Raw genomic sequence first — 26,023 nt, 5'->3', positions numbered from 1 at the left:
ACCGCAGCGGGAGCACACGACGAGCTCCCCACCGCACCCCCGGACACGTGACTCCGGAAGGGCACAAGGAGAAGGGCGCAGTCGATGCCTGGTGCTGAGCGTCCGGCCCGGCCGTCCTCCGAAAGGCCTGCTCCGGGCAGGCGACGGTTCCTGGGATATGTACTGGCAGCACCGACCCTGATGACGGCCGCCGAACTGGCGCCCGCAGCGCCGGCCCGGGCCGACGCCACTTCGGCCGGCATCCCTTCGGCGGACGTCACGGAGTTGGTCGACCTCAACGACGTCATGTCCGCGGCGGCCCTGCCGACCTCCGGTCTGATAACGGTCCAGGTCCACACGGACGAGACGGTGTCCTTCGCGTTGCCGAGGGCCGAGGTGGGACAAGGCATCACCACTTCCACGGCCATGCTGATCGCCGAGGAAATGGACGTACCCCTGGCCAACGTGCGGGTCACCCTGGCCGACGCGCAGCCGGAACTGGTCTTCAACCAGCTCACCGGCGGGTCCAACACGACCATCGCGACCTATACCCCGGTCCGGGTCGCCGCCGCCGTCGCACGCGGCCGATTGCTCGAGGCCGCAGCGCTCGCCCTGGACACCGCCGTCACGGAACTCACCATAAGAGCGGGGGTGATCACAGGCCGCGCGGGGCGGAGCACGACCGTCGGCGCGCTGGCGGAGAGAGCCGCGGGCCTACGCACCCAGCCGGTCAGCACCGAACTCAAGCGATCCGAGCAGTTCAACGTCATCGGTACGCCGCAGAACCGCATCGACGCCCTCGACGCGGTGACCGGACGTAAGAAGTTCGCCATGGACCTCACTGTTCCGGGTGCCGCGCCGACCATGGTGTGCCGTCCGCCGACCATCAACGGGCGGGTGGGTTCCGTAGCCAACGCCGACGAGGTCCGGGCCATGCCGGGCGTCACCGACGTCGTCGTGATCACCACCGGAGTGGCCGTGCGGGCCCGGACCTTCGGACAGTGCATCGACGCCGTGCGCGCGCTCCGCGTGTCGTGGAGGCCGGGCAGCGCGGAGGGCAAGTCCGACGAGACCGTACGCCAGGAACTGGCGGCCGCCGAACTCCCGCTCGGGCTCCCGCCACTGACTCCGAGCGTGGAAGGCAGATTCACCTTCCACTTCCGCAGCAACAGTGCGCTGGAGACCAACTGCGCCATTGCCGACGTGCGGTCCGACCGCGCCGAGATCTGGTCCAGTCTCAAAGCGCCCATCGTCGCGAAGGAGGCGATCGCGGCCCGGCTCGGCCTGCCGCTCAGCGCCGTGACGGTCCATGTCACCGAGGGCGGCGGCTCCTTCGGACGCAAGCTCTTCTTCGACGCGGCGCTGGAGGCGGTCGAGATCTCCCGGAAGACGGGGAAACCGGTCAAACTCATGTGGCATCGCGCCGACGACTCGCGTCAGGGCCGCACCCATCCCATGGCCACGTCCCGCGTACGTATCGCCTACGTCGGAGACACCGTCCTCAGCTTCAAGCAACGGCACACGAGCGTGGCCACCGACCTCGGCCACGGTTTCGGGGAGATCGTCACCGCCCTGGCCGCGAAGCTTCCGGTGGCCGACCTCGGATTCTCCGAGACCTTCTTCCAGCTCTCCCAGTCGATGCCGTACAACTTCGGAGTCAGCAGCCGGCTCCTGAACGAGACCGACAAGGGCTTCAACACGGGCAGTATGCGCAACGTCTACTCCCCCGACGTCACGTGCGCCCGGGAGCTCATGATCGACAAGCTGGCTTCGAAGACGGGTAAGGACCCCTACCGGTTCCGCCGCGACTTCCTCAAGGACGAGCGGTCCAGAGCCGTGCTGGAGAAGGTGGCCGAGGTCGGGCGCTGGGGCAGACCGATGCCGGACGGAACGGCGCAGGGCATCGCCTTCCACTCCGAGTACCACTCGGCCAGCGCGGTCCTGGTGGAGATCGACTGTCGGCCCGGAACCGTCGGCCGCCCTGTACGCGACGGTGTGACGGGGCCACGCGTCACCAAGGTCGTCCTCGCCGTCGACGCCGGCCTCACCGTCAACCCGCGGGGACTCGACGCACAGATGATGGGCTGCGCCATGGACGGCATCGCGCTGGCCCTGACGTCGAGCCTGCACCTGCGCGACGGGCATTTCCTGGAAGCGAGCTGGGACAACTACTTCTACACCCGGCAGTGGAACACACCGCCCGAGCTGGACATCGTCATCATGCCGGACACCACAGGGAGGCCCGGCGGGGCGGGAGAGCTGGGTGTCGCCGCGTCGATGGCCGCAGTGGCCTGCGCGTACGGCCGCGCGACCGGAACGATGCCGACCACGTTCCCCATCAACCACGGCACCCTCTCCTTCGAACCCAAGCCGACCACCCCACCCGTCCCGCAGTCCCCTACGGACGGCCTGGACCACGCCTACTGACGTAAGGATCCCTTCGTGCCCGAGCAGACATTCCGCCTCAACGGGGAGCAGGTCACCGTGGACATCGCCGACGATGTGCGTCTGTTGTGGGTGCTGCGCGACATCCTGGGTGTCACCGGCCCCAAGTACGGCTGCGGCATCAACGTGTGCAAGGCGTGCACCAGCCACCTCAACGGCAGGGCGGTGAACCCGTGCGCGATTCCGGTCGGAAAGCTGACACCGACCGATGAGGTGACGACGATCGAAGGACTCGCGGACACGGTGAGCGCGGACCTGCACCCGATGCAGCAGGCATGGCTCGACCAGGACGTCGCCCAGTGCGGCTACTGCCAGCCCGGTCAGATCATGGCAGCGGTCGCGGTCGTACGCCGGGCCGCGGAGGAGGGCCGCGAGGTGACCGACGCCGACCTCGACGGCATCCGCAACATCTGCCGCTGCGGTACGTACTTCCGTATTCGTGAAGCCATCAGAGCCGGCGCCGAGAACATGTGACGACGTCGGGGTGCCGTGCGCGGCAGACCGCTTCGACGCTCCGACGGATTCGCCTCCCCGGGCGTGAGCTCCCGATCCGGATCGGGAGCTCACGTTGGGTTTCTCCCTGTTCCCGCCCTTCAGGCCCGGCGCAGTGCGGAGCGGCCCGCGAAGCGCGCCGAGTCCCTCAACTCCTCCTCGATCCGGCCTGGAGCTCCGGCCGACCTCGTCGACGCGATCGAGGGCTTCGCGCCGGCGGCCTCCCGGCCTGCGCCCCGGAACACCACCGCCCGCACCCCGGCCAGGGAGCCAACCGGGCGACAGCGGTGACCACGATGTCCGGGCGGGCGCACTCCCGTGGTTTCCTGCTTCGTCCATACGGGTCGCCTGGCTCACCCCTTCGGCACAGTCACACAGCGTTCCGACGACAGGGCGGGAAAGGTGGGCCTGCCAGGGACGACAGGAGGACGGCGCCGAGCGGCGCGGCAAACCGATCAGCGCAGAAGCGAAGGGCAGGGCTTCCATGCCGGGACCGAAACGACAGCCGCGCGTTCCCCGGCGCCGGGGTGACCGAGGGGCGACGGACCAGATGGTGCGGACGCTGCTGCGGCGTCGCAAGAAGGTCCTGGCCGCCGAGGACGTGACCGTCACCGATCCGCCGAAGGTTCGCCGCGCGGTGACGGCAGCAGCACTCGGCAACACCATGGAATGGTTCGACTTCGGTGTCTACGCCTATCTCGCGGGCACCCTCGGCAAGGTCTTCTTCCCGTCGAGTTCGCCGGGCGCGCAGGTGGTGTCGACGTTCGCGACGTTCGCCGCCGCCTTCCTCGTACGCCCGCTCGGCGGGTTGGTCTTCGGCCCGCTCGGTGACCGGGTGGGGCGCCAGAAGGTGCTCGCGGTCACCATGATCATGATGGCTGCGAGCACGTTCGCGGTCGGTTTCCTCCCCTCGTACGCCACGATCGGCTTCGCCGCTCCTCTGTTGCTGCTGGTGTGCCGTCTGGTCCAGGGTTTCTCCACAGGCGGCGAGTACGCGGGCGCCACGACGTACATCGCTGAGTACGCGCCGGACAAGCGCCGGGGCTTCCTCGGCAGCTGGCTGGACTTCGGTACCTTCGTCGGCTACTCGCTGGGTTCCGGTCTGGTCACCGTGCTGACCGCGACGATCGGTACGGAGGCGCTGACGGACTGGGGATGGCGCATCCCGTTCTTCGTCGCGGGGCCACTCGGGCTGATCGGTCTCTACATGCGGCTGAAGCTGGAGGAGACCCCCGTATTCCAGCGCGAGGAGGAGGCTCAGGCCGAAGCCCTGTCCGAGGGCGACCCGGTCGAACAGGCCCGTCAGTCCGGCAAGGGACGGCTCAAGGAGATCTTCACCAAGCACTGGCAGGCGGTGCTCATCTGCATGGGGCTGGTGCTGCTCTACAACGTCACGAACTACATGGTGACCTCCTACCTGCCGACCTACATGTCCGGGACGCTCGGCGAACCGGAGACGAGTTCGCAGCTCCTGGTCCTCGGGACCATGCTGCTCGTGGTCCTGACCATCACGGTGGTCGGCAGGTCATCGGACCGGTGGGGCCGGCGCCCGGTCTTCATGGCCGGGAGCGCGGCGCTCATCGTGTTCGCGATCCCGGCGTTCCTGCTCATCCGGGAGGGCGGCATTCTGCTGCCGGCGATCGGGTGCGGAATCCTCGGGCTGCTCCTGGTCTGCTTCGCGGGGACGTCCGCCTCGACGCTTCCGGCCCTGTTCCCGACACGCATCCGCTACGGCGCTCTGTCGATCGCCTTCAACATCTCCGTGTCGCTGTTCGGCGGGACCACCCCGCTGGTCGCCTCCGCCCTCGTCGAGGCGACCGGCAACGACATGGTCCCGGCCTACTACCTGATGGTCGCCGGTGTCATCGGACTCATCTCCTCCTTCTTCCTGCACGAGACTGCCGGCAAGCCGTTGCGCGGTTCCGGGCCCATGGTCGAGACCCCGGAACAAGCACGTGTGCTCGTGGCACGCAGCAGGACACGAGCGGGGCGGCAGGCACGCGACGTGTGGATCCGGATGCGGCATCCGTGGGGAAGGGACCAGCACAAGAACTGACGGTGGCCGCAGACTCGGGCAGGACTCGTCCCCGGCCCGGGAAGGCCGGAACTCGTCCCGTCCGGGAGGGCCGGAGCGTAGAGGTGGCAGCGGTAAAGCAGGCTTCGCGGGGAGGGCGACGGCCTGAACCGGCTCCCCGCTGCCGGCTTCGCTGCCGACCGGGCCACTTCAGGCTGGCTTCAGGTTCGGATCGCTAGCGTGGCCCTCATGATCGACAGTGGCGCAACCCGATGGGTGACCGACCTGATGAGCACCCTCGGGGCGCCAGGCGCCGGGCTGGCCATCGCGTTGGAGAACATCTTCCCGCCGTTGCCCAGCGAGGTGATCCTGCCGCTGGCCGGCTTCACCGCGAGCGCCGGAGGGATGGGGCTCTACGCCGCCCTGGTGTGGACGACCATCGGATCGGTCGTCGGCGCGCTCGCACTGTACGGAATCGGCGCGGCCCTGGGGCGCGACCGGATGGTCATCCTTGCGACCAAGGTCCCGCTCGTGAAGGTCGCCGACATCGAGAGGACGGAGGCGTGGTTCGAACGCCACGGCACCAAAGCGGTCTTCTTCGGCCGGATGATCCCGGTGTTCCGCAGCCTGATCTCGATTCCGGCGGGCGTCGAGCGCATGGCGCTGCCTGTCTTCCTCACGCTGACCACCCTGGGAAGCGCGCTGTGGAACACGGCATTCGTACTGGCCGGTTTCTTCCTCGGCGAGCGCTGGGAGGTGGTCTCCGGATACGTCTCCACCTACTCCAAGGTCGTGCTCGCGGCAGCCGCTCTTGCTCTCCTCGTCCTCATCGGGACGCGGGTGTTCCGGATGTCCGGTTCGCGGAAGCCGGGCGACCGGGCATCCGGCCGACAGCTGTCGGCCGACGACCGGTCGCCGGAGGAACACGCGGAGTGCGGACACACGCCTGCGGGCGCAAGCCGACGGCCCGACCCGAGCCAAGGCTGAGGCGACCACACCCTGTACGGACCCGGGCCGCCTCAGTCCGGCGGTTGCGCGCGCTTCCAGCAGTCCTACTTGCCGTGGTGCTCGACCTTTGCGCCGCTGTGGTGCTTGGCCTTGGCGTCCTCGTTGGCGCGGTCGAAGTGGCCGTCGGCGCAGGCGTTGCCCAAGCTCGGGTTCAGCAGGCCGATGATGTTCAGCGAGTTGCCACAGGCGTTGACGGGCACGTGGACGGGGATCTGAACGACGTTGCCGGACAACACTCCGGGTGAGCCGTAGGCAAGGCCCTCCGCACCGGTGTCGGCGCTTGCCGCGCCCGCGCCGGCGAACACCATGGCACCTGCAGCCACGGTCATGACCACCGCACTTCCCAGCTTGAACATGAGGTCTCCGCAGATCGAGTGCCGCCGCTCGGATGCGACGGCTGCGATTCACCATGCGGATTCAGCCCCGTCCAAGCCATCGACGCGCCACTCCGGTCATCTTCTGTCGCCTGAACGGAGGGCTCCAGGGGGTGGTCAGCGGCGGCGGGCAGCGGCGGTCCTCCCTCTGCCGCTCGACGGTCGGCCGTCGGCCGTCGGCCGTCGGCCGAGCATGCGGCGATGCCCATGCGCAGCTTCGCCCGGCGCCTACGCAAGGGCACCTGCGTGAGCGCCGGCTGACTGCCGCGCCCCGGGACCAGCCGTGGGCAACGCCGGCCGATGGATCCGTACCCGGTGAAACGATCACCCGGAATACCCCTGGGAGGTATATGGTTCTCACTGGGTGGAAGCCCTGATCCGGGTCCACACTGGACAGAAGTGGGGATGATGGCCATGGATCACAGCACGCACCACGCTGGTCCCGCACGCGATCTCGCGGCCGATCGGCACGACGCCGAACCTCATGGCCGGCACGCGCCTGGCGCGTCCTGGCCCATGGCGGCCAAGGCGACACTGCACTGCCTGACGGGCTGCGCGATCGGCGAGATCCTCGGGATGGTCGTCGGCACCGCCCTGTTGTGGGGCAACGTTCCGACCATGGTTCTGGCGATCGCGCTCGCTTTCGTGTTCGGCTACTCGTTCACCTTGTTCGCGGTCCGCCGGGCCGGCCTGGACTTCAAGACCGCGATCAAGGTGGCCCTAGCCGCCGACACCGTGTCCATCGCCGTGATGGAACTGATCGACAACGGCATCATCGCCCTGGTCCCCGGCGCGATGGACGCGCAACTGTCGGACGGACTGTTCTGGTCGGCGCTTCTGGGCAGCCTCGCCGTCGCCTTCTTCGTCACGACCCCGGTGAACAAGTGGATGATCGGACGGGGCAAGGGTCACGCCGTCGTCCACGCCTACCACTGAGCCGTCCGCATGTCATGAACCGCGGGGCTGTCTCGTCTCAGGTCGTGAAGGCGGTTCCGAGGAGAGCCGCCCCCGAGAACGAGGAGCTGTTCATGAGCGCGGAAGCCACGCGTCAGAAAGTCGCGCTGGTCACCGGGGCGAACAAGGGCATCGGCCGGGGCGTGGCCGGGCAACTCGCCACCCTGGGCATGACGGTGCTGCTCGGCGCCAGAGATCTGCGTCGGGGTGAGGAGGCAGCCGCAGCGCTGCGCACGACGGGCGGTGACGTGCACGCGGTCAGCCTGGACGTCACCGACCCGGACAGTGTCCACAAGGAAGCTGAGTACGTCGACGAGCGCTTCGGGTACCTCGACGTACTGGTCAACAACGCGGGCATCACCGGCTCCGGACAGATCTCACCGGCGGACGCCCATGACCAGGTCCCCAGTGCGGTCGATCCGGACATGGTCCGGGCGGTCTTCGAGACCAACGTCTTCGGGGTCATCTCGGTGACCAACGCCATGCTTCCGCTGCTGCGCCGCTCATCGGCGCCACGCGTGGTCAACGTCAGCAGCCACGCGGCGTCGCTCGCACTCGCCTCCGATCCGGAGGGCCCCTTCGCCTCGCTGTTGCCGTCCGCGGCGTACTCGCCCTCCAAGAACGCACTCAACGCGCTGACCGTGCAGTACGCCAACGAGCTGCGCAAGGAAGGCGTTCTCGTCAATGCGGCCGCCCCGGGGTACGTCGACACCGACAGCAACAACCACACGGGCCTTCTCACCGTCGCGCAAGGTGCCGCTGTCGTGGTGCGCCTGGCCACCCTCGGTCCTGACGGCCCGACCGCCGGGTTCTTCGGTGAGAACGGCCCGGTGCCGTGGTGACGGACCCGTTCCAAAAGAAGGCGGGCGTGACGAAACCGGAGGAGTTCCAGGAACTGCGGCCCCCGCTGTTCACGATCGCCTACCGGATCCTGAGCAGTGTGGGTGAGGCCGAGGACGCGGTCCAGGAGGCCTGGTTGCGCTACGAGTCCGCCTCCGTCCGTCCCGGGTCGGCCAAGGCGTTCCTGTCGACCGTGGTCACCCGGATCTCGATCGACGTGCTGCGCTCGGCCCGCGTACGGCGTGAGGAGTACGTCGGCCCGTGGCTCCCTGAACCACTGCTGACCGACCCGTACGGGGATCCGGTGCGGTCGGCAGAACTGGCGGACTCGCTGTCGATGGCGGCCCTGCTCCTGCTGGAGCGGCTCACGCCGCTCGAGCGGGCGGTATTCGTGCTGCGGGAGGTGTTCGCCTTCGGCTTCTCGGAGATCGCGTCGGCCGTGGGGCGGTCGGAGGCGGCGTGCCATCAGCTCGCGGTCCGCGCGCGTCGGCACATGGAGTCCGGGCGCCCCCGGTTCGAGGCGGACCGGAAGGAACGCGAGGAACTCGCCGAGAGGTTCTTCTCCGCATTCAGGGACGGCGATGTCGACGCACTGGCCGAACTGCTGGCCTCCGACGTCCGGATGACCGGTGACAGTGGCGGCAAGGCTCCGCAGGTGCAGCCCGTCGTTGTCGGCGTCGAGCACGTGGTCCGGGTGCTCGCGGCGTTCGGCCGGCTGGTCGTCAGGGGGGCCGGTGTCGTGGAGTCGCAGCTGGTGAACGGCGAGCTGGGCGCGATCTTCCGCGACCGGGACGGCCAGGTCCTCAGTGCCTGGGCACTCGATGTGCTCGGCGGACGGATCCAGGCGATCCGGGCGGTGAACAACCCGGACAAGCTGAGGCACGTCGGGCCCCTGGCGGATGTCTGGGAGGCTCTGCGCGAGGCGAATGGTCCTGGGGGTTGACCGAGGGGGCCGGCCGCGCGGGTGAGACCGAGCGCATGCTCATACAGTCCCTCACCGCGGCCGGCCTGTTCGCCGTGCTGACCACGGCGCCAGGGCGGGGCCGGCTCCGGGCAGCCGGGAGGGCCGCTCCGGCTCACAGGCGGATGACGACGAGGGCGATGTCGTCCGCGGCGCCCCCCGCGACGCCGAGACGGTCCAGCAGCACATCGGCCAGCCGGGCAGGGGGGAGAGCGCCCTCCTGGGCGAGGGCTGTGCTCAAGCGGGCCAGGCCGACGTCGATGTCCTCGTCGCGACGCTCGATGAGGCCGTCGGTGTACATCACGAGAGTGTCCCCACGGGTGTAGGACAGACCCGCCTGCGGCCGGGGCACGTGGTGGGGACGGGCACCGAGCGGCGGATCGGTCGCCTGGTCCAGCAGTTCGCAGGACCCGTCGGAGTGGCGTAGGACCGGCGGCAGGTGCCCGGCACTGCTGTAGATGATCAATTCACTGCGCGTGTCGATGAGCACCTTGACAGCGGTCGCGGCCGTCGCGCCGTCCAGGGAACGGGCGTAGAGGCCGAGGACTTCCAGGGCCTGGGCTGGACTGGGGATGGCGCGGATGACCGCGCTCAGAGCGCTGCGGAGCATGCCCATGACGGCGGCAGCGTGCAGGCCGTGGCCCACGACGTCGCCGACCGCGGCGGCGTAGCGGTCCGGTGGCAGGTCGACGACGTCGTACCAGTCTCCGCACACGTTCAGCGATCTGGTCGCCGGCCGGTAGCGCACGGCGATGTTGTCGTCGTGCCGGTCCAGGTCGGGGACGGAGAGCATCGCTTCCTGCAGGGTGACGGCCACCTGCCGTTCACGGGCGTGGGCCGACCGCAGTTCCTGGTTCAGCCGGTACAGCTCGCCGGCCCGCGCGTACAGCTCGGCCGCCATGCCCTTCTCCCGCTCGGTGAAATCCTCGGTGAGCCGGCGTGCACGGCGTGAATGGACGAAATCCGTGACGTCCTCGGCTCGTTGAACGATCCACTTCACCGTGCCGTCGGCTCCGGCGATCGGCGTGTGGATCGAGGACCACCATCGCTCCTCGAACCCGCCCGGCCGGTCGGGTGCGGGGATGTCGTACCTCTGCAGCACCAGGGTGTCCGGTTCCCCGGTCTCCAGGACCCGGTGCAGTGATCCCTTCATGTTCTGTTCTGCCTCGTCGGAGCCATCGGGTCTCTCCGGCAGGGCGTCGAAGAAGAACTTCCCGACCAGCTGGTCCCTGGTCCGCCGGGTGGTGTGCAGATAGGCCGCGTTGACATACGCGATCGTCAAGTCCGTGTCGAGTATCAGATACGGGCTCGGTGTGGCGTCGAAGAAGGCTCCGAAATCGATGTCCGCCGTCATCACGCGCTCTCCGCGATATGGGAGCGAGATCCCTGCCCCTCCCAATCTACGCGCGATCCACCGGCCGGGCTCTCAGGCTCGGGAAGGCACCCGCGAGGCCGGCATGGTGCCTCTCGCTGTCACCTGAGACCCTGGAGGGCCCCCTGATGCCTGGTGCGAGGTGATCAGAGGGTGATGGTCTTGTACTCGGTGTACTGGGAGAGGCCGACTGCCCCGTACTCCCGGCCGATGCCGCTGGCCTTGAAGCCTCCGAAGGGGCCGTCGAATCCGACGGAAGCGCCGTTGACGGTGACCGTTCCGGTGCGGATCCTGCGTGCCACGGCCAGAGCGTGCGCCTGGTCGGAGGACCAGACGCCCCCGGAAAGGCCGTACTCGGAGTCGTTGGCGATACGTACGGCGTCGTCCTCGTCGTCGTAGGCGATGACGACCAGGACAGGGCCGAAGATCTCCTCCTGCGCGATCCGCATGGAGTTGTCGACGTCGGCGAACAGGGTCGGAGTGACGTAGTTGCCGTTCTCCATTCCCTCCGGGACCTGCGGGCCGCCGGTCACCAGACGGGCGCCCTCGTCGATGCCCAGGGCGATGTAGTCGCGTACCCGCTGCTGCTGGTCCTTCCGGATCATCGGGCCGATGAAGGTGTCCGGGTCTCCGGGGTCCCCCACCCTCAGGGACTCGACGAGTTCCTTGAGCAAGGCCACGATCTCCTCGTAGCGGGAGCGAGGTGCCAGGATCCGGGTCTGGGCGATGCACGACTCCCCGTTGTTGAGCAGCGAGCCGAACTTCAGCCCCTGCACGGCCTGGGCCAGGTCGGCGTCCGGCAGGATCACCGCAGCCGACTTTCCGCCCAACTCCAGGCTGAAGCGCTTCAGTTGTCCACCCGCGATCGAGGCGATCCGGCGTCCCGCACGCGTCGATCCGGTGAACGCGACCTTGTCGACGTCCGGGTGCGACACCAGGTACTCGCTGGTTTCCCGGTCCGCCGGGAGAACGCTGATCACACCCGCCGGAAGGCCTGCCTGCTCCAGCAGGTCGGCCAGAAGACCCATGCTCAGGGAATTCTCCGGCGAGACCTTGAGCACGACCGAGTTCCCCGCCAGCAGCGCCGGGATGATCTTCGCTGTCGCCGCGGAGAAGGGCGAGTTCCATGGAATCACCGCGGCAACCACGCCCACCGCCTCGCGTCGGACGACGCTGCGCACCGGCGATCCGGGGTCGGACGGTGCCGTCTCCTCCTCCCATGGAAACTCCTCGGCCGCCCCGAAGTAGGCATTCGCCTGCCTGGTGAGGCCGGCCTGGCCGGCGAGGGTGAACCAGCCGGCGGAACCGTTCTCGGCCGAGATCAGTGCGGCGATCCTCTCCGCGTTCGCCTCACGCAGGGCGTTGAACCCACGCAGCACGGTGACCCGCTCGGCCGGCGCCGTCGCCTGCCACTCCCCCGCGTCGAACGCGGCACGCGCCGCCTCCACCGCGCGGTCCACATCGGCGGGCAGCGCCTGCGCCGCACGACCGATCACGGACTGATCGTGCGGAGACCTGACCTCCATCAGCTCGGCGCTGCCCGGAGCGGTCCAGGAACCAGCGATGAAGAGCCGGTCGTACGTGATCATGTCTTCCACTTCCAGCCTGTCGCGACCTATCTGTCACATCAATGTAGCACTTACCGCATGGGTCGGTGCTTCCCTGGGCGAGCAGGTGCGACAGGGCGGAGCTGGGGGAGCCTGCGGATGCCCCGTCCTGTTCGACGCCACGTCCACGCCCGACGGGGGCTACTGAGCGCCGACCGGGCACGGCCCGACACCGCACGTGGGAAACCCGGCGACGTGGGCGGTCATCGCCGGGATACCGGTCGCCCATGGATGACGTCGTCGCCCATTCCGAACGTGCGACCCTGCGCGTCGGCGAAGTGTTTCCCACGGTGAACGCCGATCGCACGCGCATCGACGTCGAGGTCGAGGAGATGCCCCTCGCACCTGCCCCGAACCCGGAGGTCCTGTGGCGCAGACCGCCCGTGCTCGCGGTCTCCGCGCTCCCAGGGACGACGCTCGGGTCCGAGGCGGGTCAGGGGATGCCCTGTACGACCTCGCCACCTTCACGCTCGGACACGAGGAGCGCCTCGACGACGTCATCGCCGGTCACGGCACCGACACGGACCTCGACGTCATCCACGCGGGGTGGTCGCCGAGAAGCCTGCCGGCGGCTCGCCGGCTGACGCCCCGAGCAGTCCGGGCCCCATGCGCTCGGGCGCCTGATTCAGCGAGCGCTCGCAGTGTGCGCGCTCTTCTTGCGGGCGCGGTAGGCGGCAGCCTTGATCTTGTTTCCACAGGAATCCATGCCGCACCACTGCCGCCGCATGCCGTGAGAGCGGTCGATGTACACCCGAGTGCACTCGGGGTTGCCGCACTCCTTCAGCAAGGGCACGTCCGGCCCGCAGAGCAGTTCGACTGCGAGCCGGGCAACGGCCGAGAGGGCCTGCTCCGGGGTCGCCTCGATAAGGCGGCCGGTCCGGGTGAGCTGAGGCGTCGCGGAGGGCTTGCGGGCCGCGTCGTTCACCACGGCGAGCGCGTGGTCCTCGAACTCCTCTTCCAGGCGGCGGGCCGTCACCAGCTCGTAGACAGCCTCCCGCACAGCCTTCGCCTGTCGTACGTCACTGTCCCGACCAGAGGTGATCGCATCGACGGTGCCCGATTCCGGATACCAGGCGCCCAGCCGCTCCGGCGTCACGAACATCTCGAAGCGCGCCGAACGCCGGGCCCGCAGGGTCGCGGCGAACCAGAGCGGGGCTCCCGCATACGAAGACGTGGTCGAGATTCGCATCACCATCCTGACAGGTGACTGCGATCGGCATCAAGGTTGCGTCACCGGCCGAGGCAGTGAGGGCGTCAACCCGGCCGGGAGGACCGGATGACGGCCCCGTGCCGCTGCCGAGCCCGTCGCCGCCTCAGGGCGCCCCGAGTCCACGCAACAACGTGTCGACGACGAGATCGGCGGCGCGGGCGGCGGTCAGGTGGGGCATCTGACGTGACGCGAGATGCATGAGCTGGGGCAGCAGAGCGCCGGCCCAACCCTCCGGGGCACCGGGACGGAGCACGCCCTCGTCCGTGGCGCGCCGGAGGAAGGTGTCCACTTCGCGGATCGCGGCGTCCCGCCGGGCACGGACCGCGTCGTCGGCCAGCATGCGGGCCAGATCGACGGGCCATGTGCGGTTCACGGCGATGATGTTCTCGACGTAACGGTGCAGAGCCACGGCGACGGGGGCCTCGCGCAGGCGCGCGTCCTCGATGGCCCGCTCGATGGCCTCCAGCCGGGCCGCGTAGACAGCCGCGAGGAGTTCCTCGCGGGAGGCGAACCGCCGGTACACGGTACGCCGGTCCACCCCCGCCTCGGTGGCGATGCTCGCGATACTGGCGCTCGGATCAGCGGCCAGCATGCGCGCCCCCGTGGTCAGGACGGCTTCCACGTTACGTGCCGCATCAGCTCTCACAATGCGAGCTTAGCCCGCACACGAGGCACCTGAGACTCCATGCGTCTCGTGACTGTCTCGACACTGTGCATCAGGCACCACACGACAGTGGCGGATCCCCCGCCGGACGGCCGCCGCCGTCACTCCTGCAGCGCGAAGAAACTCATGGGTGAGTTCGGCTTGAATCCGATGCGCGGGTAGACGGGCGCGCCGGCGGCCGTGGCGTGCAGAGTGGCACGCCGGAGGCCTGTCGCCCGCCCCCCTTCGAACAGCGCCTTGCGTGTGACCGCCTCGCCGTAACCCTGGCGCTCCCACGCCGGGTCGGTGGCGACGAGGACGACGAACAGGCGGCCGTCCGCCTCCACGGTCGCGGCGCACGTCACCGGCTCGCCGTCACGCAGACCCAGGTAGGCGTAGACGCCGTTCTTCCACAGGACGGAGTCGACGAGTCCGTCGCGACCGTCTTCCGGAGGAAAACCATAGGCACGGGAGTTGAGGTCCGCGTAGGCGCGCAGGTGTTCGTCGGTACTCACTCGGACGAACGTCAGGTCCTGGTGGGCCGGTTCGGCGATGGGCAGCAGATCCCCGGCCATCCCGGTGCCGGCGAACGCGTGCTGGAGGCCGGACCGTTCGGCGGCCGACGCGAGACCGGCCCGCGCGCCGTCGTCCAGGAGGTCCTCGAAGACCCAGAGGAAGCCGGCATGTCTCTTCGAACGCATGATGTCCGCCGCCTCTCGCAGGCGTTGCCCGGCGAGCTTCGCGTCCGCTCCGACATCGGTCAACGTGACGCAGTTCCAGAAGGCGAACCGGCAGTCGGCCCAGCGGACGGCGAGACCGGGCAGGTCACGCACATCCGCGTTCGCGTCCCGGTCGAGCACCATGGCACGCCAGACGGCGGCGAGTTGTTCCATCGACTCGATCGGCTCCGCGCGATCCGTCACTGCGACTCCTGAAGTTGTTCGAGGCACGCGGAAGTGGCTCCTGTTCCGGAACCGACCGCTGAGGCGCAGGAATGCTAAGCGTCGCCCGCGGCACTCACGGGACATCTCGGCCATCCCGGTCCCCGCCGTCCGGCGCTCGACATCATCGCCCTGATGGACGCTCTCGAGATCGAGAAGGCGGTCCTCGCCGGCTTCGACTCGGGATCGCCCACCACCGACATCATCGCCGCGCTGTGGCCTCACCGCGTGACCGCCCTGGTCTCGGTGAGCGGGTACCTCATCACCGATGTGGAGGCGCAGAAGAGGCCGCTGCCGCCGCAGGCGGAGCACACCTGGTGGTACCAGTACTACTTCTCCACCGAGCGCGGCCGGACCGCCATGGAGACACCGGAGAGCCGCGACGGCCTGTGTCGTCCGGTCTGGGACACCGTCTCCCCCACCTGGGACTTCGACGACGCCACGTTCGAACGCACCGCAGCCGCATTCGACAACCCCGACCACGCCGCCATCGTCATCCACAACTACCGCCGGCGTCTCGGTCTCGCCGACGGCGAACGCCGCTACGACCGTCACGAGAGGCAACTCGCCTCCCGGCCCTGCATCGGCACGCCCACCATCACCATCGACGCGGAGCGCGACCCCTTCACCGCTCCAGGGGACGGCTCCTCCTACCGGGACCGGTTCACCGGCCCCTACGAGCACCGGCCCCTCACCGGCATCGGCCACAACGTCCCCCAGGAGGCACCTACCGCCTTCGCCCAGGCCGTCGTCGACGCCGCCGGTTTCTGAAGGACCGGGGCCCCTGGCGGCCCTACCGTCCTCGGCCCCGGCGGCCGACCGATCCGCCCATGATCCGCCGGCGTGCGGCGGTCCGTATGCGGACGGGTCGGTTCGAGCGGGCCACCGCCGGTGCCGGACGCCCCCTCGGCGATGGGAGCGACGGTCAGTTCGTGTAGATCTCGGCACGGTCGATGCTGATGAAGGAGGCGCCCGACCGGTCGTTGTGCTCACCGGTGACCCGGATCCTCAGAGTGTGCCGGCCGTTCGGCAGCCTGGGGCTGAGGTACTGCAACGTCTCGCCCGTACGGGGGGATCCGTAGTAGTCGAGGCGTTGTTCGGGACCACCGTCGATGCTCAGGGCCGCGATGCCGTTGCCGGTGTCGCGGACCGACAGCAGGGCGATGCGGGTGCCGGTGAACGTGTACGTCGCGGTGTTACCCGCTCTGTCGGTCCAGTGGTCGTCGCTCCAGAAGCACTGGGCCGCACATCCGGTCCCGGAGTTCCAGGTGCCCGTGTAGACGACGGTTCCGTCGCCGCTCGACCGCCCGTCGTCATTGATCCAGTAGTTGCCGGACCCGGGGTCTCCGGAGGGCAGGTTCTGAGTCGCGCCCAGGGCGACGGGGCGGCCGAAGTCGGGGCTGCCGTCAGCCTTCCACGTGAACTTCTGCGCTCGGGTGGTGCGGTTGGCATAGGTGTAGTCGGACGTCGTCTTCGCGTGGTAGACGATCCAGTCCTCGGTGCCGTCGGGCGAGCGGAAGAAGGCATGGTGACCAGGCCCGTACACACCCCGGTCATCGGCTCGGGAGAACACCGGCCCCGGGTGCTGGGTCCAGTTGCCGGGCACGAGGGGGTCGGATCCCGACGGCAGGGACATCATCTGGATCTGGTAGTCCGGTTTACCCGTGTCGCAGGCGGAGTACGTCATCCAGGTCCGGCCGTTCCGGTACAGGAACTCCGGCCCCTCACGGACCTCCGGGCAGCCTCCGGCGCCGTCGATGGCGACCGCGTTGCCGGACACCGTGTACGGGTCGGACATCGGGGCGATGTTGAGGCCGTTGTGCTGGTACTGGTTGATCCCGCTGTAGGCCAGGTAGAGGCGGCCGTTGTGCTGCAGGATCCCGGCGTCGATGGCGAAGTCGTTCGCGTGGTTGGGCGGCGCCAGCTTGGCCTTGAAGTGGTAGGGGCCGGCCGGATCGTCCCGGTCGGACTCCAGCACGTACAGACGGTGGTGGTCGTCCACGCCGTCGTCGGCCGTGTAGTAGATGTACCAGCGGTCGCCGAACCGGTAGAACTCGGGCGCCCAGATGTTGCGGTTGCGGGAGAGGTCGGAATCGGTCCAGACGGTGACCGGGTCCGCGGCGAGCAGGGTGCTCAGCGAGGGCGAGCGCCACATCCGGATGCTGTCGCCCTGGGTTGCGGTCAGGTAGTACATCCCGTTCCAGTGCGTCATGAACGGGTCGGGGCCGGTGTTCAGCGGATTGCGGAACGTACCGGCAGCCGCGGCCCGCACTGCGGAACCTGTTCCCCCGTCACCGGCCAACGCGGCGGGAGCACCGGCCAGCAGTCCGGTCAGCAGGGCGAGGAAGGCAACCAGCACGGCGGCGCAACGGCGGATGGCCGGGCAGCTTGACGACGCGTGGGGGGCGCGCATGGATGGCTCCTTAGGGCAGGAGAAGCTCGTTCCAGCTGGGGGCGCTACTCATTACAACGATGTAACCGCGAGGAATCACGGTAGGGAAGGCTTCCGGCGGTGTCAACGGCGAGTGGTTGTCGGGGATGCTCTCCGCACGGAGAGAAGTCGGACACCGCGCACGTCGCGCGTGGCGCGTCGGGCGCGGGACGGACGGCACTCTCGCCGTTCAGCGAGGGTCCTCGGACATGAACTCCGCGATCAGCTCTGCCGGATTGGCGTCGGACGTCAGCCCGAACATCGCGTCAGGGTCGAACATGTCGTACAGGATCACCGGGACGGGCCGTCCCAGCACCGCCAGGATCAGCCCGCTCTCGTGAAGCTGTCGAGCGGCCCCGACGCACACCTCGTAGAACCACTCCACCAGTAGTTCGTCGCGGTCGTCGGGCTCGTCGTCGTCCTCGTACCAGAGCCCTCGGGATTCCGCCTCCCGCCGGTGCGCATCCGCAGCGGCCGGGTCACGTCCGACGTCCCGCACTCCTTCGAGCCCTGTCTCCGGGAACGACGCGTAACTCCAGCGCGCCTCCCAGGAGTCCGACGCGAGGGCCGCTTGCTCTGCCGCGTCGGCCTCCGTGGTGTATCCGACCGCCACGTACGGGAACCTGGGATCCTGCTCGACGCTGTCGATCCGGAAGGTCACGGCGTAGATCCCGTCGTGCGCCGGGAACTCTCCGACGACCTCGCCCACGATCCGCTCCACGTGTTCCTGAAACCCCATGTGCCCCTCCACGATTGCGTCCCTCCCATACTGTCCGACTGCTCAGCCCGCCGGGGCCCGTACCTCGTCCCGGTACAACTCGATGGCCAGAGCAACGGCGGCATGGGTGGCGGGGTGGGCGTCCTGGTGGCGCCACATGAGGTGGACCGGCACGGGAGCCGCATCGCGCACGGGACGGTAGGTGATGCCGTCACGGCGGTACTGGGCGGCGGTGGCCTGGGGGGTGACGCCGACGCAGCGGCCGGTGGCGATGGCGGCGAGCCAGTCGTCGATGTCGTGGGTGTACTCCACGACGGGCTGCGCGGTGCCGGGCCACAGATTCATCGTGGTGGTGCCGGTGCGACGGTCGATGGCCAGGGTGCGGGTGGCGATCTCATCGATACGGACGCTGCGGCGTCGGGCCCAGGGGTCGTCGGACGCCAGGGCGAGGACGCGCCGCTCGTGGCCGACGAGCGCGTGCGACCAGGACTTCACATCGAGTGGGGCACGGATGACGGCGATGTCGCACAGCCCTTCGGCGAGCCCGCCGGTGGGGGCGTTGTGCCGGATGAGCCGAAGCTCCGTCCCGGGGTGGCTGCGGTGCCAGCGACGCTGGAACTCCGTGGTGTGGCGGCCGAAGGCGGACCAGGCGTGACCGATGTGCAGCCGGGCGTGTCCGGCTGCCGCTTCGGTGACGAGTTCGTCCGCGCCGGAGAGCAGGAGCCTGGCGCGGGCGAGAACCCGCACGCCTGCGGGCGTGGGCGCGACCGCCCGGCTGGTGCGGTGCAGCAGGCGGACACCGAGGATCTTCTCCAGGGCGAGCAGGTTGCGGGAGACGGCGGCCTGGGAGACGCCCAGCTCGATCGCGGCGTCGGTGAAGCTGCCGGCGTCGATGACGGCTGTCAGACAGCGCAGGTGCCTGAGCTCCAGCCCCGCAGCTGCTCCTCGATGCGTATCCATACGTCCAGCGTATAGACAGCGGCATTGATGCATTTTGCGCATGATGGCGGAACCCGCACCGTGAGCACATGGAGCTGAGAACCTCTGGGAGTGCCGCTGCTCAGGCTCCCGGCGCTGTTGACGAGACCTTGTCCGCCCGGGGGACAGAGCGCCTCGGAGGAGTGGCGTTGATGTTGGGCAGCGGACTGTCCAACCAGGTCGGGGCTTCGGTGGCGGCACTGGCTTTCCCGGTGATCGGCCCGGCGGGGGTCGTCGCGGTCCGCCAGTGGGTGGCGGCAGGGGTTCTCTGGGCGGCAGGCAGGCCGCGCCTGCGGTCGTTCACCGCAGCGCAATGGCGACCGGTGCTGGGACTGGCGCTGGTGTTCGCGACGATGAACCTGTCCCTCTACACGGCCATCGACCGCATCGGGCTCGGGCTTGCAGTCACTCTTGAGTTTCTCGGCCCGCTGGCGGTGGCCCTCGCAGGATCACGCCGGAGGACGGACGCCCTGTGCGCCCTCGCCGCGGCCGCCGCGGTCGTCGTGCTCGCCCGTCCCTCCCCTTCGACGGACTACCTCGGCATCGGCCTGGCCCTGCTCGCCGCGGTGTGCTGGGGCTGCTACATCCTGCTCAATCGCACCGTGGGGAGACATCTGCCCGGTCTGCAGGGCTCGGCGGCGGCTGCGGCGGTCTCCGGCGTGCTCTACGTCCCCGTGGGGGCACTCGCGCTCTGGCAGAATCCCCCCACCCCTGTCGCTCTCGGCTGCGCTCTGGCTGCCGGACTGCTGTCGTCAGCCGTCCCCTTCCTTGCCGATCTGCTCGCACTGCGGCGCGTCCCGGCGGACCTCTTCGGGGTGTTCATGAGCGTCAACCCTGTTTTCGCCGCTGTCGTGGGCCTGGTCGTGCTCGACCAGCATCTCGCCCCGGCCGCCTGGGCGGCCGTCCTGGTGATCGTCGGCGCGAACACCGTCTCCCTTACGACGGCGTCCGCCCCCGCCACCGCGAAGAAAGGAAGCGGATGACACCGCGCGTGGCGGCTCCGAACGCGGGCCCGGCCCTGTGACAGTCAGACCGGAGCGACGGTCAGGAAGCGGGGACCGGTCCGCCGGGCCTGAACCGCTCCACACCGACGACGTGCCGCACCTTGGTCGGACGTACGATCACCGCCACCCGCTGCTCCCCCGGCATGGTCCACTCGAACCGCTCACCGCCGAGGTATTTCCGGGCCAGCCGATCCATCCGGTCGTGCGCCTCGTCGCCCTCGATGAAGCGGACCACCCCGCCACTGATCTGCACACGGTCGAAGGGATCGGCGGCGTCTGCGTGTGAGAGGTACACACGGGGGTCGCGGCGCAGGTTCTCCTCCTTCACACGGCCGACCGATGTGTTGAACGACAACTCGTCCTCACCTTCGAGATCGACCCACATCGGACTGACCTGCGGTGCACCGTCGGCGAACACAGTGCCGACGTACCAGATATGGGGGGCTTGCAGTCGCGCGCGGACGGCTTCGTCGAAGATCGCAGTCATCTTCGGAGGCTACCGGCCGTGCCGGGCGGGACGGGGCGGGCGGGACGCGCCGGGCTCCCGACGCTCGGCGCCCCCGGCCGGAGTGAGCCCAAGGGCCTGTGCGAGGGCTGCGAGGTCCTCGACCGCCGACTCCGCGCGAGCCGAGGCCCGGCAGAATCCCCTACTCCGGCTGATCGGCGTCGAGTTCGGTGACGCCGGCTTCCCACCGCCGGCGCCGCTCCGTGAGGGACTCTTCCCACCACGGAGTGCCGCGCTCGCCGAGCGCCACCTTCGCCGCGTGCACCCGGCTCCGGGCCCGCTTCTCGGCTGCGGCGTCGTTCTCCCGCAGCGCGGCGGCCACCGCACGTCGCGCTGCCATGAGATGGCGGCGCAGGCGGGCTGAGACCTCGTCGGGAATCTCCGGGTCCGTCGCCCGCCATTTCCGGCCCTTCACCACGATGTACCGCCCATCGGGAGTCCGCTCCGGCTGCGCAGGTGAATCCATGCGGCTCATGGTGCCTCATCGCGATGCGGGCAAAGGTTCCCGCCGAGCGGCTTCGGGCCGGCCTATATCACTCCGGCCGATTCACCCGCATCAGTTGCCTGACACCACACGACACCACGAGTGGCACGCAATGGCGCCACGTGGCACCACTGCGCATCTTGCCTTTCACTTGAACGCGGGCGACACCCGCGAATCCCAAAAAGAAGTTCTCGCATCCGCACACGTCAGAGCCCTAAGTTGCGCGCACGAACTGAAGAAGTATCCACACCGCTTGCGAGTGGCACCATTGTGGTGCCACTATGGCACCATGGACCTCACGCCGTATGTCAACACCCTCCGCCGCGAACTCGCGGTGGCCGCCGAAGCCGGTGGCGACGAAGCACGCGAGCTGGCGGAGAGGCTCACCGCCCCCCTGGAGTCGGCAACCCGGCTGACCATGCTCAACGTGCTTTCCGCCGCGACGGACGAGATCACCCGCGAACTCGCTCCCGGCTCGGTCGACGTACGGCTGCGGGGCCTGGACCCTGACTTCGTGGTGACCCTCCCGCCCACCGACGGCGGCGCCCCCACGGAGCCGCCCACGCTCGCCGATCCTCCGGCGGCCACCGCCCCGGCCGACAACGACGAGGGAGGCACCGCCCGCGTCAACCTGCGCCTGCCGGCCCACCTCAAGGCCCGCGCCGAGGAGGCGGCAGCCCGCGAGGGGCTGTCGGTCAACGCGTGGCTGGTGCGCGCCGTGTCGTACGCGGTCGACGGCGGGGCACGGCCACGCACGGCGGAGAAGTCCCGGAACGTCGGGCAGAGCTTCACGGGCTGGGTGCGCTGACCTCACCCAGCCCCGCACCTGCTTCACCCCACATCACGTCCCACCAGCGGGGACGCCCTGAGAACCCAAGAGGACGGGACAGCCATGCCTTCTTTCGACACTCCCGAACCGATCTCGGCAACGGCCCACGTGGAGGCGGGCTCCCTTCAGTTCGCCGCGAGCGACCGTGGCGAGACGGTCGTCGAGGTGCGGCCCCGCGATCCGAACAAGGACGTGGACGCGCGGACGGCAGAGCAGACCGAGGTCACTTTCGCGAACGGTGCGCTGACTGTCAGGACACCGAAGTCGAGCCTGTTCGGCCTCGGACGTACCGGCGTCGTCGACGTGACGGTCGATCTGCCCACGGGCTCGCACATCGACGTGACCGGAGCATGGGCGCAAGTTCTCGGCGAAGGCCGGCTCGGCGATGTCCGCGTGAAGACGTCGACCGGCGACGTACGCCTGGACACCACAGGCCCACTGCATCTGACCGCGTCGCACGGGTCGATCACCGTGGACCGCGTGGAGGGCAGGGCCGAGATCACCACCAGTTCCGGCAGCATGCGCGCCGGCCTCCTCGACGGCCCCGCCGTCCTCAAGAACTCGCACGGCAGCACGATCGTCGATACCGCCACCGGCGAACTGCGGGTGAGCGGCGCCAACGGTGACATCCAGATCCGCCGGGCCGAGGACTCGGTCACGGCGACCACCGCCCACGGCACCCTGCGCGTGGACAGCGTGTGCCGCGGCACGGTCCAGCTGGAGACCAACCACGGCACCATCGACATCGGTGTCCGGGAGGGCACCGCCGCGTGGCTCGACGCCAGCTCCGGCCGCGGCCAGGTACGCAACGCGCTGACCTCGTCGAAGACTCCCGGAGAGACCGAGGACACCGTCAGGATCCGGGCCCGCACCCGCTGGGGCAACATCGACATCCGCCGCTCCAAGGACTGAGCACGGCCGGCCGGCTCACCCACTCCCCTCAACTTCAGCCTTCGCGGAAGGACACCATGCCTCCATCTGTCATGCCCACGCCTAATCTGACCGGCGTTCTCCGGTCGCCGGCAGCCGTCTCCGCCGTCGGACTGCGCAAGTCCTACGGCGACAAGACCGTCCTGGACGGCATCGATCTGCGCATCCCCGCCGGGTCCGTGTTCGCACTGCTCGGCCCGAACGGCGCCGGCAAGACCACCGCCGTCAAGATCCTGTCCACGCTCGTCTCGGCCGATGGCGGACAGGCACAGGTCGCCGGTCACGACATCGCCACCTCACCGGACGGGGTGCGGGCGGCGATCGGTGTCACCGGGCAGTTCTCCGCCGTGGACGGGCTGATCACCGGCGAGGAGAACATGCTCCTCATGGCCGACCTGCACCACCTGCCCAAGGCCCAGGGACGACAGGTCGCCACCGAACTCCTGGAACGCTTCGACCTCACCGACGCCGCGAAGAAACCCGCCTCCGCCTACTCAGGCGGCATGAAACGCCGACTCGACATCGCCATGACCCTGGTCGGCGCCCCCCGCATCATCTTCCTCGACGAACCCACCACCGGCCTCGACCCCCGCAGCCGCCACAACATGTGGGGCATCATCCGCGAACTCGTCAGCACCGGCGTCACCGTCTTCCTCACCACCCAGTACCTCGAAGAAGCAGACCAACTCGCCGACCGCATCGCCGTCCTCGACAACGGCCGCATCGCCGCCGAAGGCACCGCCGACGAACTCAAACGCCTCATCCCCGGCGGCCACATCCGCCTCCGCTTCACCGACCCCACCACCTACCGGCACGCAGCCACCACCCTGACCGACGCCGCCCCCGACGACGAGGCCCTCACCCTCCAACTCCCCAGCGACGGCAGCCAACGCGCCCTGCGCACCATCCTCGACCGCCTCGACACCGCCGGCATCGAGGCCGACGAACTCACCGTCCACACCCCCGACCTCGACGACGTCTTCTTCGCCCTCACCGGCCCCACCACCGTCCCCGCCCAGACCGAGAGGGAAGCTCGATGAGTACCTTGACCCTCGCCGTGCGCGACGCCGACACGATGCTGCGCCGCAACCTCCTGCACGCCCGCCGCTACCCCTCCCTGACACTGAACCTGCTGCTCACACCGGTCATGCTCCTGCTGCTCTTCGTCTACGTCTTCGGCGACGTGATGAGTGCGGGAATCGGGAGCGGCGGAGCGGACCGGTCCGAGTACATCGCGTATCTCGTCCCCGGCATCCTGCTGATGACCGTCGGCTCCACCGTGGTGGGCACCGCGGTCTCCGTCTCGACCGACATGAACGAGGGCATCATCGCCCGCTTCCGCACCATGGCCATCCGCAGGGAGTCGGTGCTCGTCGGGCACGTTCTGGGCAGCGTGCTGCAGTGCGTGATGAGCGTGGTACTCGTGGGCGTGGTCTCGGTGGCCATCGGGTTCCGGGCCACCGACGCCACCGCTCTGGAGTGGGTCGCGGCGTTCGGGCTGCTCACGCTGTTCGCCCTGGCACTCACCTGGATCGCGGTCGGCATGGGACTGTCCAGCCCCAACGCCGAGGCGGCAAGCAACAACGCCCTCCCGCTGATCTTCCTGCCCCTCGTCTCCAGCACCTTCGTCCCGATCGACGCGATGCCCGGCTGGTTCCGGCCGATCGCCGAGTACCAGCCCTTCACCCCCGCCATCGAGACCCTCCGCGGCCTGCTGCTGGGCAGCGAGATCGGCCACAACGGATGGCTCGCTCTCGCCTGGTGCCTGGGGCTGGCCGTGCTAGGCCTCCTCTGGTCCACGTCGCTCTTCGGCCGCGACCCCGAGTAGCGGCCGAAGGCCGGCCCGCAGCCCGGTCCGCTCCTAGGGAGGCGTACACCGGCAGCACGTCGGTGTACGCCGCCCTGTTCAGTGCCGAGGTTGCACGGCCCGGGCCGCTTGGACAGCGCGCTCCATGCACACCAGCCGGCCCCGACCGTCCCATGACTCGGTGGCGTTGAAGCCCAGCCGCTCGTACAGGGCGATGGCATCTGTCCGCCACTGCCAGACCGACAGGCGCACCGTGTCGACCCCGATGTCCGCGGCGTGTGAAAGAGCCGCGGCGACCAGGCCGGACGCGACGCCCTGCCCACGGAGCTCCGGAACTGTCCAGAGCCTCTTGACCTCGCACCGTCCGTCGGCGGGAGCGGTCACCACCAGGCAGCCGACCGCGGCGTCCCCGTCCAACGCCAACAGCACGACATCGTCGGCGAACGCTGCGTCCGGGTCCAGGACCTCTGCCCGGTAGCGCTCCGGCAACCGGTCCGCGTCAGCGACGGCCTCGCCCTTCTCAGCCTGTGTCTGCAGGTGGTAGGCCGCAAGCAGGGCGGCGAGTCCGTCATGATCGGAGGGGTCCTGCGCCCGTCGGCGGACGAAGGAGATCTCACGTCGATCAGTCATTCGACCAGCATCACATGTCACGTGTCCTGGCATGAACCACCACCTCGCCCCGTTCCGTGGGCTTCTCTCAGTGCTGGAGCAGGCCACCTACCGGAACAGGACGGACGTGGCCGGTCGCCGGCAGGTCCCGTGCCAGGGCGAGGCCGACATCGACCAGTGACGACCGGCGCAGGCCGGCGACACCGGGGACCGGGGTCCAGACCGAGTGCGTGATCTCACCGTTCGGCTCAGGCCGGAGTCGGCCGCCGGTGATGCGGACCTGGTAGAAGATGCCGACATTCTGATGGTCCGGTCCCCCTGGCACCGCGCGTTCGGCCGCGGGAATGATCCGGGAGTCCACGCCCAGCAGGCGCACGACCACCGCATCGCAGCCGGTCTCCTCTCCGACTTCCCGGATCACCGCCTCGAACGGATCTTCCCCCTGCTCGACCCTGCCGCCCGGAAGAGTCCAGGTGGCCTTGCCCTTCGGTGGCACATGACAGGCGAGCAGCACTCGCCCGTCCTCGACGCACACGGCGTACGCAGCAAGCCGCAGACTCATTCCGTGCCTCCCCTCGGGAGGTTACTGCGGCGTGCGGGGTTCGTGGGGCCGAAGACCTCAGCCCGTCGATTCCTCGGGTGCGGGGTGTTCCGGGTGTACTCCGGCATTGCGGGCGGCGTCACGGCCCGATCCGGCCTCGTCGGGGTCGGGAACGTCGGTGTCGGGCTCGGAATCCGAGTCCGCCGCACCGGGCGGGACGATCACGTCGAGTGCGTCCTCACCCTCCTGCGCCTGCTGGTCGGGCATGTCGGCGGGTATCGGCGGCGGGCTGGCCTCCGCCCCTGTGTAGGCGGTTCCCTGGGGCCTGCGGTCAGTCATGTCGTTGC

25 protein-coding genes and 3 pseudogenes are annotated in these 26,023 nt (G+C 69.2%); 14 read left to right on the top strand and 14 right to left on the bottom strand.

The genetic code is table 11. The features are described from left to right. Window positions 1–84 precede the first annotated feature (84 nt). The 4 genes from P8A20_RS35965 to P8A20_RS35950 all read left to right on the top strand — a co-directional run bounded on the left by P8A20_RS35965 (window position 85) and on the right by P8A20_RS35950 (window position 5,917). Window positions 85–2,406, top strand: a complete 2,322-nt coding sequence (locus P8A20_RS35965; protein ID WP_306105005.1) for a molybdopterin cofactor-binding domain-containing protein — start codon at window positions 85–87, stop codon at window positions 2,404–2,406. Window positions 2,407–2,421: 15 nt separating this feature from the next. Then, window positions 2,422–2,898 (top strand): (2Fe-2S)-binding protein, encoded by a 477-nt coding sequence (locus P8A20_RS35960; RefSeq protein WP_147961810.1) that lies wholly within the window; start codon window positions 2,422–2,424, stop codon window positions 2,896–2,898. A gap of 568 nt (window positions 2,899–3,466) precedes the next feature. Beyond that, window positions 3,467–4,972, top strand: a complete 1,506-nt coding sequence (gene proP, locus P8A20_RS35955; protein ID WP_147961811.1) for a glycine betaine/L-proline transporter ProP — start codon at window positions 3,467–3,469, stop codon at window positions 4,970–4,972. 207 nt (window positions 4,973–5,179) lie between these two features. Beyond that, window positions 5,180–5,917 (top strand): DedA family protein, encoded by a 738-nt coding sequence (locus tag P8A20_RS35950; RefSeq protein WP_147961812.1) that lies wholly within the window; start codon window positions 5,180–5,182, stop codon window positions 5,915–5,917. 65 nt (window positions 5,918–5,982) lie between these two features. Here the strand turns inward: P8A20_RS35950 and P8A20_RS35945 are convergent, their stop codons facing one another. Then, entirely contained in the window at window positions 5,983–6,294 is a 312-nt protein-coding gene (locus P8A20_RS35945; RefSeq protein WP_306105004.1) for a chaplin, read from the bottom strand. Window positions 6,295–6,726: 432 nt separating this feature from the next. Here P8A20_RS35945 and P8A20_RS35940 point away from each other — a divergent pair, with 432 nt between their 5' ends. The 3 genes from P8A20_RS35940 (at window position 6,727) to P8A20_RS35930 (ending at window position 9,049) form a co-directional block, all read left to right on the top strand. Beyond that, on the top strand, window positions 6,727–7,248 hold the full coding sequence (locus tag P8A20_RS35940; RefSeq protein WP_306105003.1) for a DUF4396 domain-containing protein: 522 nt from the start codon (window positions 6,727–6,729) through the stop codon (window positions 7,246–7,248). A 92-nt stretch (window positions 7,249–7,340) separates the two neighbouring features. Beyond that, window positions 7,341–8,108, top strand: a complete 768-nt coding sequence (locus tag P8A20_RS35935) for an SDR family oxidoreductase (RefSeq protein WP_306105002.1) — start codon at window positions 7,341–7,343, stop codon at window positions 8,106–8,108. Window positions 8,109–8,134: 26 nt separating this feature from the next. Further along, window positions 8,135–9,049 carry an RNA polymerase sigma-70 factor gene (locus tag P8A20_RS35930; protein WP_306105001.1) on the top strand — a complete coding sequence of 305 codons (915 nt, stop codon included), beginning with the start codon at window positions 8,135–8,137 and terminating at the stop codon, window positions 9,047–9,049. A gap of 133 nt (window positions 9,050–9,182) precedes the next feature. Here the strand turns inward: P8A20_RS35930 and P8A20_RS35925 are convergent, their stop codons facing one another. Further along, window positions 9,183–10,421: a PP2C family protein-serine/threonine phosphatase gene (locus P8A20_RS35925; protein ID WP_147961817.1), complete on the bottom strand. Its 1,239-nt coding sequence runs from the start codon at window positions 10,419–10,421 to the stop codon at window positions 9,183–9,185. Window positions 10,422–10,585: 164 nt separating this feature from the next. Further along, window positions 10,586–12,028 carry an aldehyde dehydrogenase gene (locus tag P8A20_RS35920; protein WP_147961818.1) on the bottom strand — a complete coding sequence of 481 codons (1,443 nt, stop codon included), beginning with the start codon at window positions 12,026–12,028 and terminating at the stop codon, window positions 10,586–10,588. 245 nt (window positions 12,029–12,273) lie between these two features. On the opposite strand from P8A20_RS35920, the pseudogene P8A20_RS35915 reads away from it, so the two are divergent. Next, window positions 12,274–12,629, top strand: a pseudogene (locus P8A20_RS35915) (hypothetical protein); the annotation flags it as partial. A 42-nt stretch (window positions 12,630–12,671) separates the two neighbouring features. Here P8A20_RS35915 and P8A20_RS35910 read toward each other — a convergent pair. The 3 genes and pseudogenes from P8A20_RS35910 to P8A20_RS35900 all read right to left on the bottom strand — a co-directional run bounded on the left by P8A20_RS35910 (window position 12,672) and on the right by P8A20_RS35900 (window position 14,792). After that, window positions 12,672–13,266 (bottom strand): annotated as a pseudogene (locus P8A20_RS35910) (CGNR zinc finger domain-containing protein). Between the two features lie 93 nt (window positions 13,267–13,359). Then, a complete protein-coding gene (locus tag P8A20_RS35905) occupies window positions 13,360–13,848 on the bottom strand; it encodes a TetR/AcrR family transcriptional regulator (RefSeq protein WP_147961841.1) in 489 nt (162 codons plus the stop codon). Between the two features lie 173 nt (window positions 13,849–14,021). Further along, entirely contained in the window at window positions 14,022–14,792 is a 771-nt protein-coding gene (locus P8A20_RS35900) for a GNAT family N-acetyltransferase (protein ID WP_327380501.1), read from the bottom strand. Between the two features lie 162 nt (window positions 14,793–14,954). Here P8A20_RS35900 and P8A20_RS35895 point away from each other — a divergent pair. Then, window positions 14,955–15,611, top strand: a pseudogene (locus P8A20_RS35895) (alpha/beta fold hydrolase); the annotation flags it as partial. Between the two features lie 154 nt (window positions 15,612–15,765). On the opposite strand, the gene P8A20_RS35890 reads toward P8A20_RS35895, so the two are convergent. From P8A20_RS35890 to P8A20_RS35880, 3 genes are all read right to left on the bottom strand, one after another. Beyond that, window positions 15,766–17,253 (bottom strand): family 43 glycosylhydrolase, encoded by a 1,488-nt coding sequence (locus tag P8A20_RS35890; RefSeq protein WP_306105000.1) that lies wholly within the window; start codon window positions 17,251–17,253, stop codon window positions 15,766–15,768. 208 nt (window positions 17,254–17,461) lie between these two features. Next, complete coding sequence (locus tag P8A20_RS35885; RefSeq protein ID WP_147961821.1) at window positions 17,462–18,010, bottom strand: hypothetical protein; 549 nt, start codon at window positions 18,008–18,010, stop codon at window positions 17,462–17,464. Between the two features lie 42 nt (window positions 18,011–18,052). Next, the gene (locus tag P8A20_RS35880; protein ID WP_147961822.1) at window positions 18,053–18,949 is read right to left on the bottom strand and encodes a LysR family transcriptional regulator; all 897 of its coding nucleotides are present in this window, start codon (window positions 18,947–18,949) and stop codon (window positions 18,053–18,055) included. A 170-nt stretch (window positions 18,950–19,119) separates the two neighbouring features. Between P8A20_RS35880 and P8A20_RS35875 the strand changes: the two genes are divergently transcribed. Next, window positions 19,120–19,950 (top strand): EamA family transporter, encoded by an 831-nt coding sequence (locus P8A20_RS35875; protein WP_306104999.1) that lies wholly within the window; start codon window positions 19,120–19,122, stop codon window positions 19,948–19,950. Window positions 19,951–20,011: 61 nt separating this feature from the next. Here P8A20_RS35875 and P8A20_RS35870 read toward each other — a convergent pair whose 3' ends face one another. Then, window positions 20,012–20,458, bottom strand: coding sequence for a PPOX class F420-dependent oxidoreductase (locus P8A20_RS35870; RefSeq protein ID WP_147961824.1), 447 nt, complete (start codon window positions 20,456–20,458; stop codon window positions 20,012–20,014). Window positions 20,459–20,618: 160 nt separating this feature from the next. After that, a complete protein-coding gene (locus P8A20_RS35865; protein ID WP_147961825.1) occupies window positions 20,619–20,942 on the bottom strand; it encodes a hypothetical protein in 324 nt (107 codons plus the stop codon). 307 nt (window positions 20,943–21,249) lie between these two features. On the opposite strand from P8A20_RS35865, the gene P8A20_RS35860 reads away from it, so the two are divergent. From P8A20_RS35860 to P8A20_RS35845, 4 genes are all read left to right on the top strand, one after another. Next, on the top strand, window positions 21,250–21,768 hold the full coding sequence (locus P8A20_RS35860; protein WP_147961826.1) for a toxin-antitoxin system HicB family antitoxin: 519 nt from the start codon (window positions 21,250–21,252) through the stop codon (window positions 21,766–21,768). 84 nt (window positions 21,769–21,852) lie between these two features. Continuing rightward, window positions 21,853–22,701, top strand: a complete 849-nt coding sequence (locus P8A20_RS35855) for a DUF4097 family beta strand repeat-containing protein (RefSeq protein WP_306104998.1) — start codon at window positions 21,853–21,855, stop codon at window positions 22,699–22,701. A gap of 56 nt (window positions 22,702–22,757) precedes the next feature. Then, on the top strand, window positions 22,758–23,759 hold the full coding sequence (locus P8A20_RS35850) for an ATP-binding cassette domain-containing protein (RefSeq protein WP_306104997.1): 1,002 nt from the start codon (window positions 22,758–22,760) through the stop codon (window positions 23,757–23,759). Continuing rightward, on the top strand, window positions 23,756–24,547 hold the full coding sequence (locus P8A20_RS35845) for an ABC transporter permease (RefSeq protein ID WP_147961338.1): 792 nt from the start codon (window positions 23,756–23,758) through the stop codon (window positions 24,545–24,547). The genes P8A20_RS35850 and P8A20_RS35845 overlap by 4 nt, the downstream gene beginning before the upstream one ends. A 78-nt stretch (window positions 24,548–24,625) precedes the next feature. On the opposite strand, the gene P8A20_RS35840 is transcribed toward P8A20_RS35845, so the two are convergent. From P8A20_RS35840 to P8A20_RS35830, 3 genes are all read right to left on the bottom strand, one after another. Beyond that, window positions 24,626–25,156: a GNAT family N-acetyltransferase gene (locus P8A20_RS35840; RefSeq protein ID WP_306104996.1), complete on the bottom strand. Its 531-nt coding sequence runs from the start codon at window positions 25,154–25,156 to the stop codon at window positions 24,626–24,628. A gap of 67 nt (window positions 25,157–25,223) precedes the next feature. After that, complete coding sequence (locus tag P8A20_RS35835) at window positions 25,224–25,697, bottom strand: NUDIX hydrolase (RefSeq protein WP_147961340.1); 474 nt, start codon at window positions 25,695–25,697, stop codon at window positions 25,224–25,226. A gap of 57 nt (window positions 25,698–25,754) precedes the next feature. Further along, entirely contained in the window at window positions 25,755–26,015 is a 261-nt protein-coding gene (locus tag P8A20_RS35830) for a hypothetical protein (RefSeq protein ID WP_147961341.1), read from the bottom strand. Between the last annotated feature and the right edge of the window lie 8 nt (window positions 26,016–26,023).

The sequence above is a fragment of the Streptomyces sp. Alt3 genome, from assembly GCF_030719215.1.
GTDB lineage: Bacteria > Actinomycetota > Actinomycetes > Streptomycetales > Streptomycetaceae > Streptomyces > Streptomyces glycanivorans.
The sequence above is the reverse complement of the archived record's forward strand: the minus strand, read 5'-3'. Positions and strand labels throughout refer to the sequence as shown.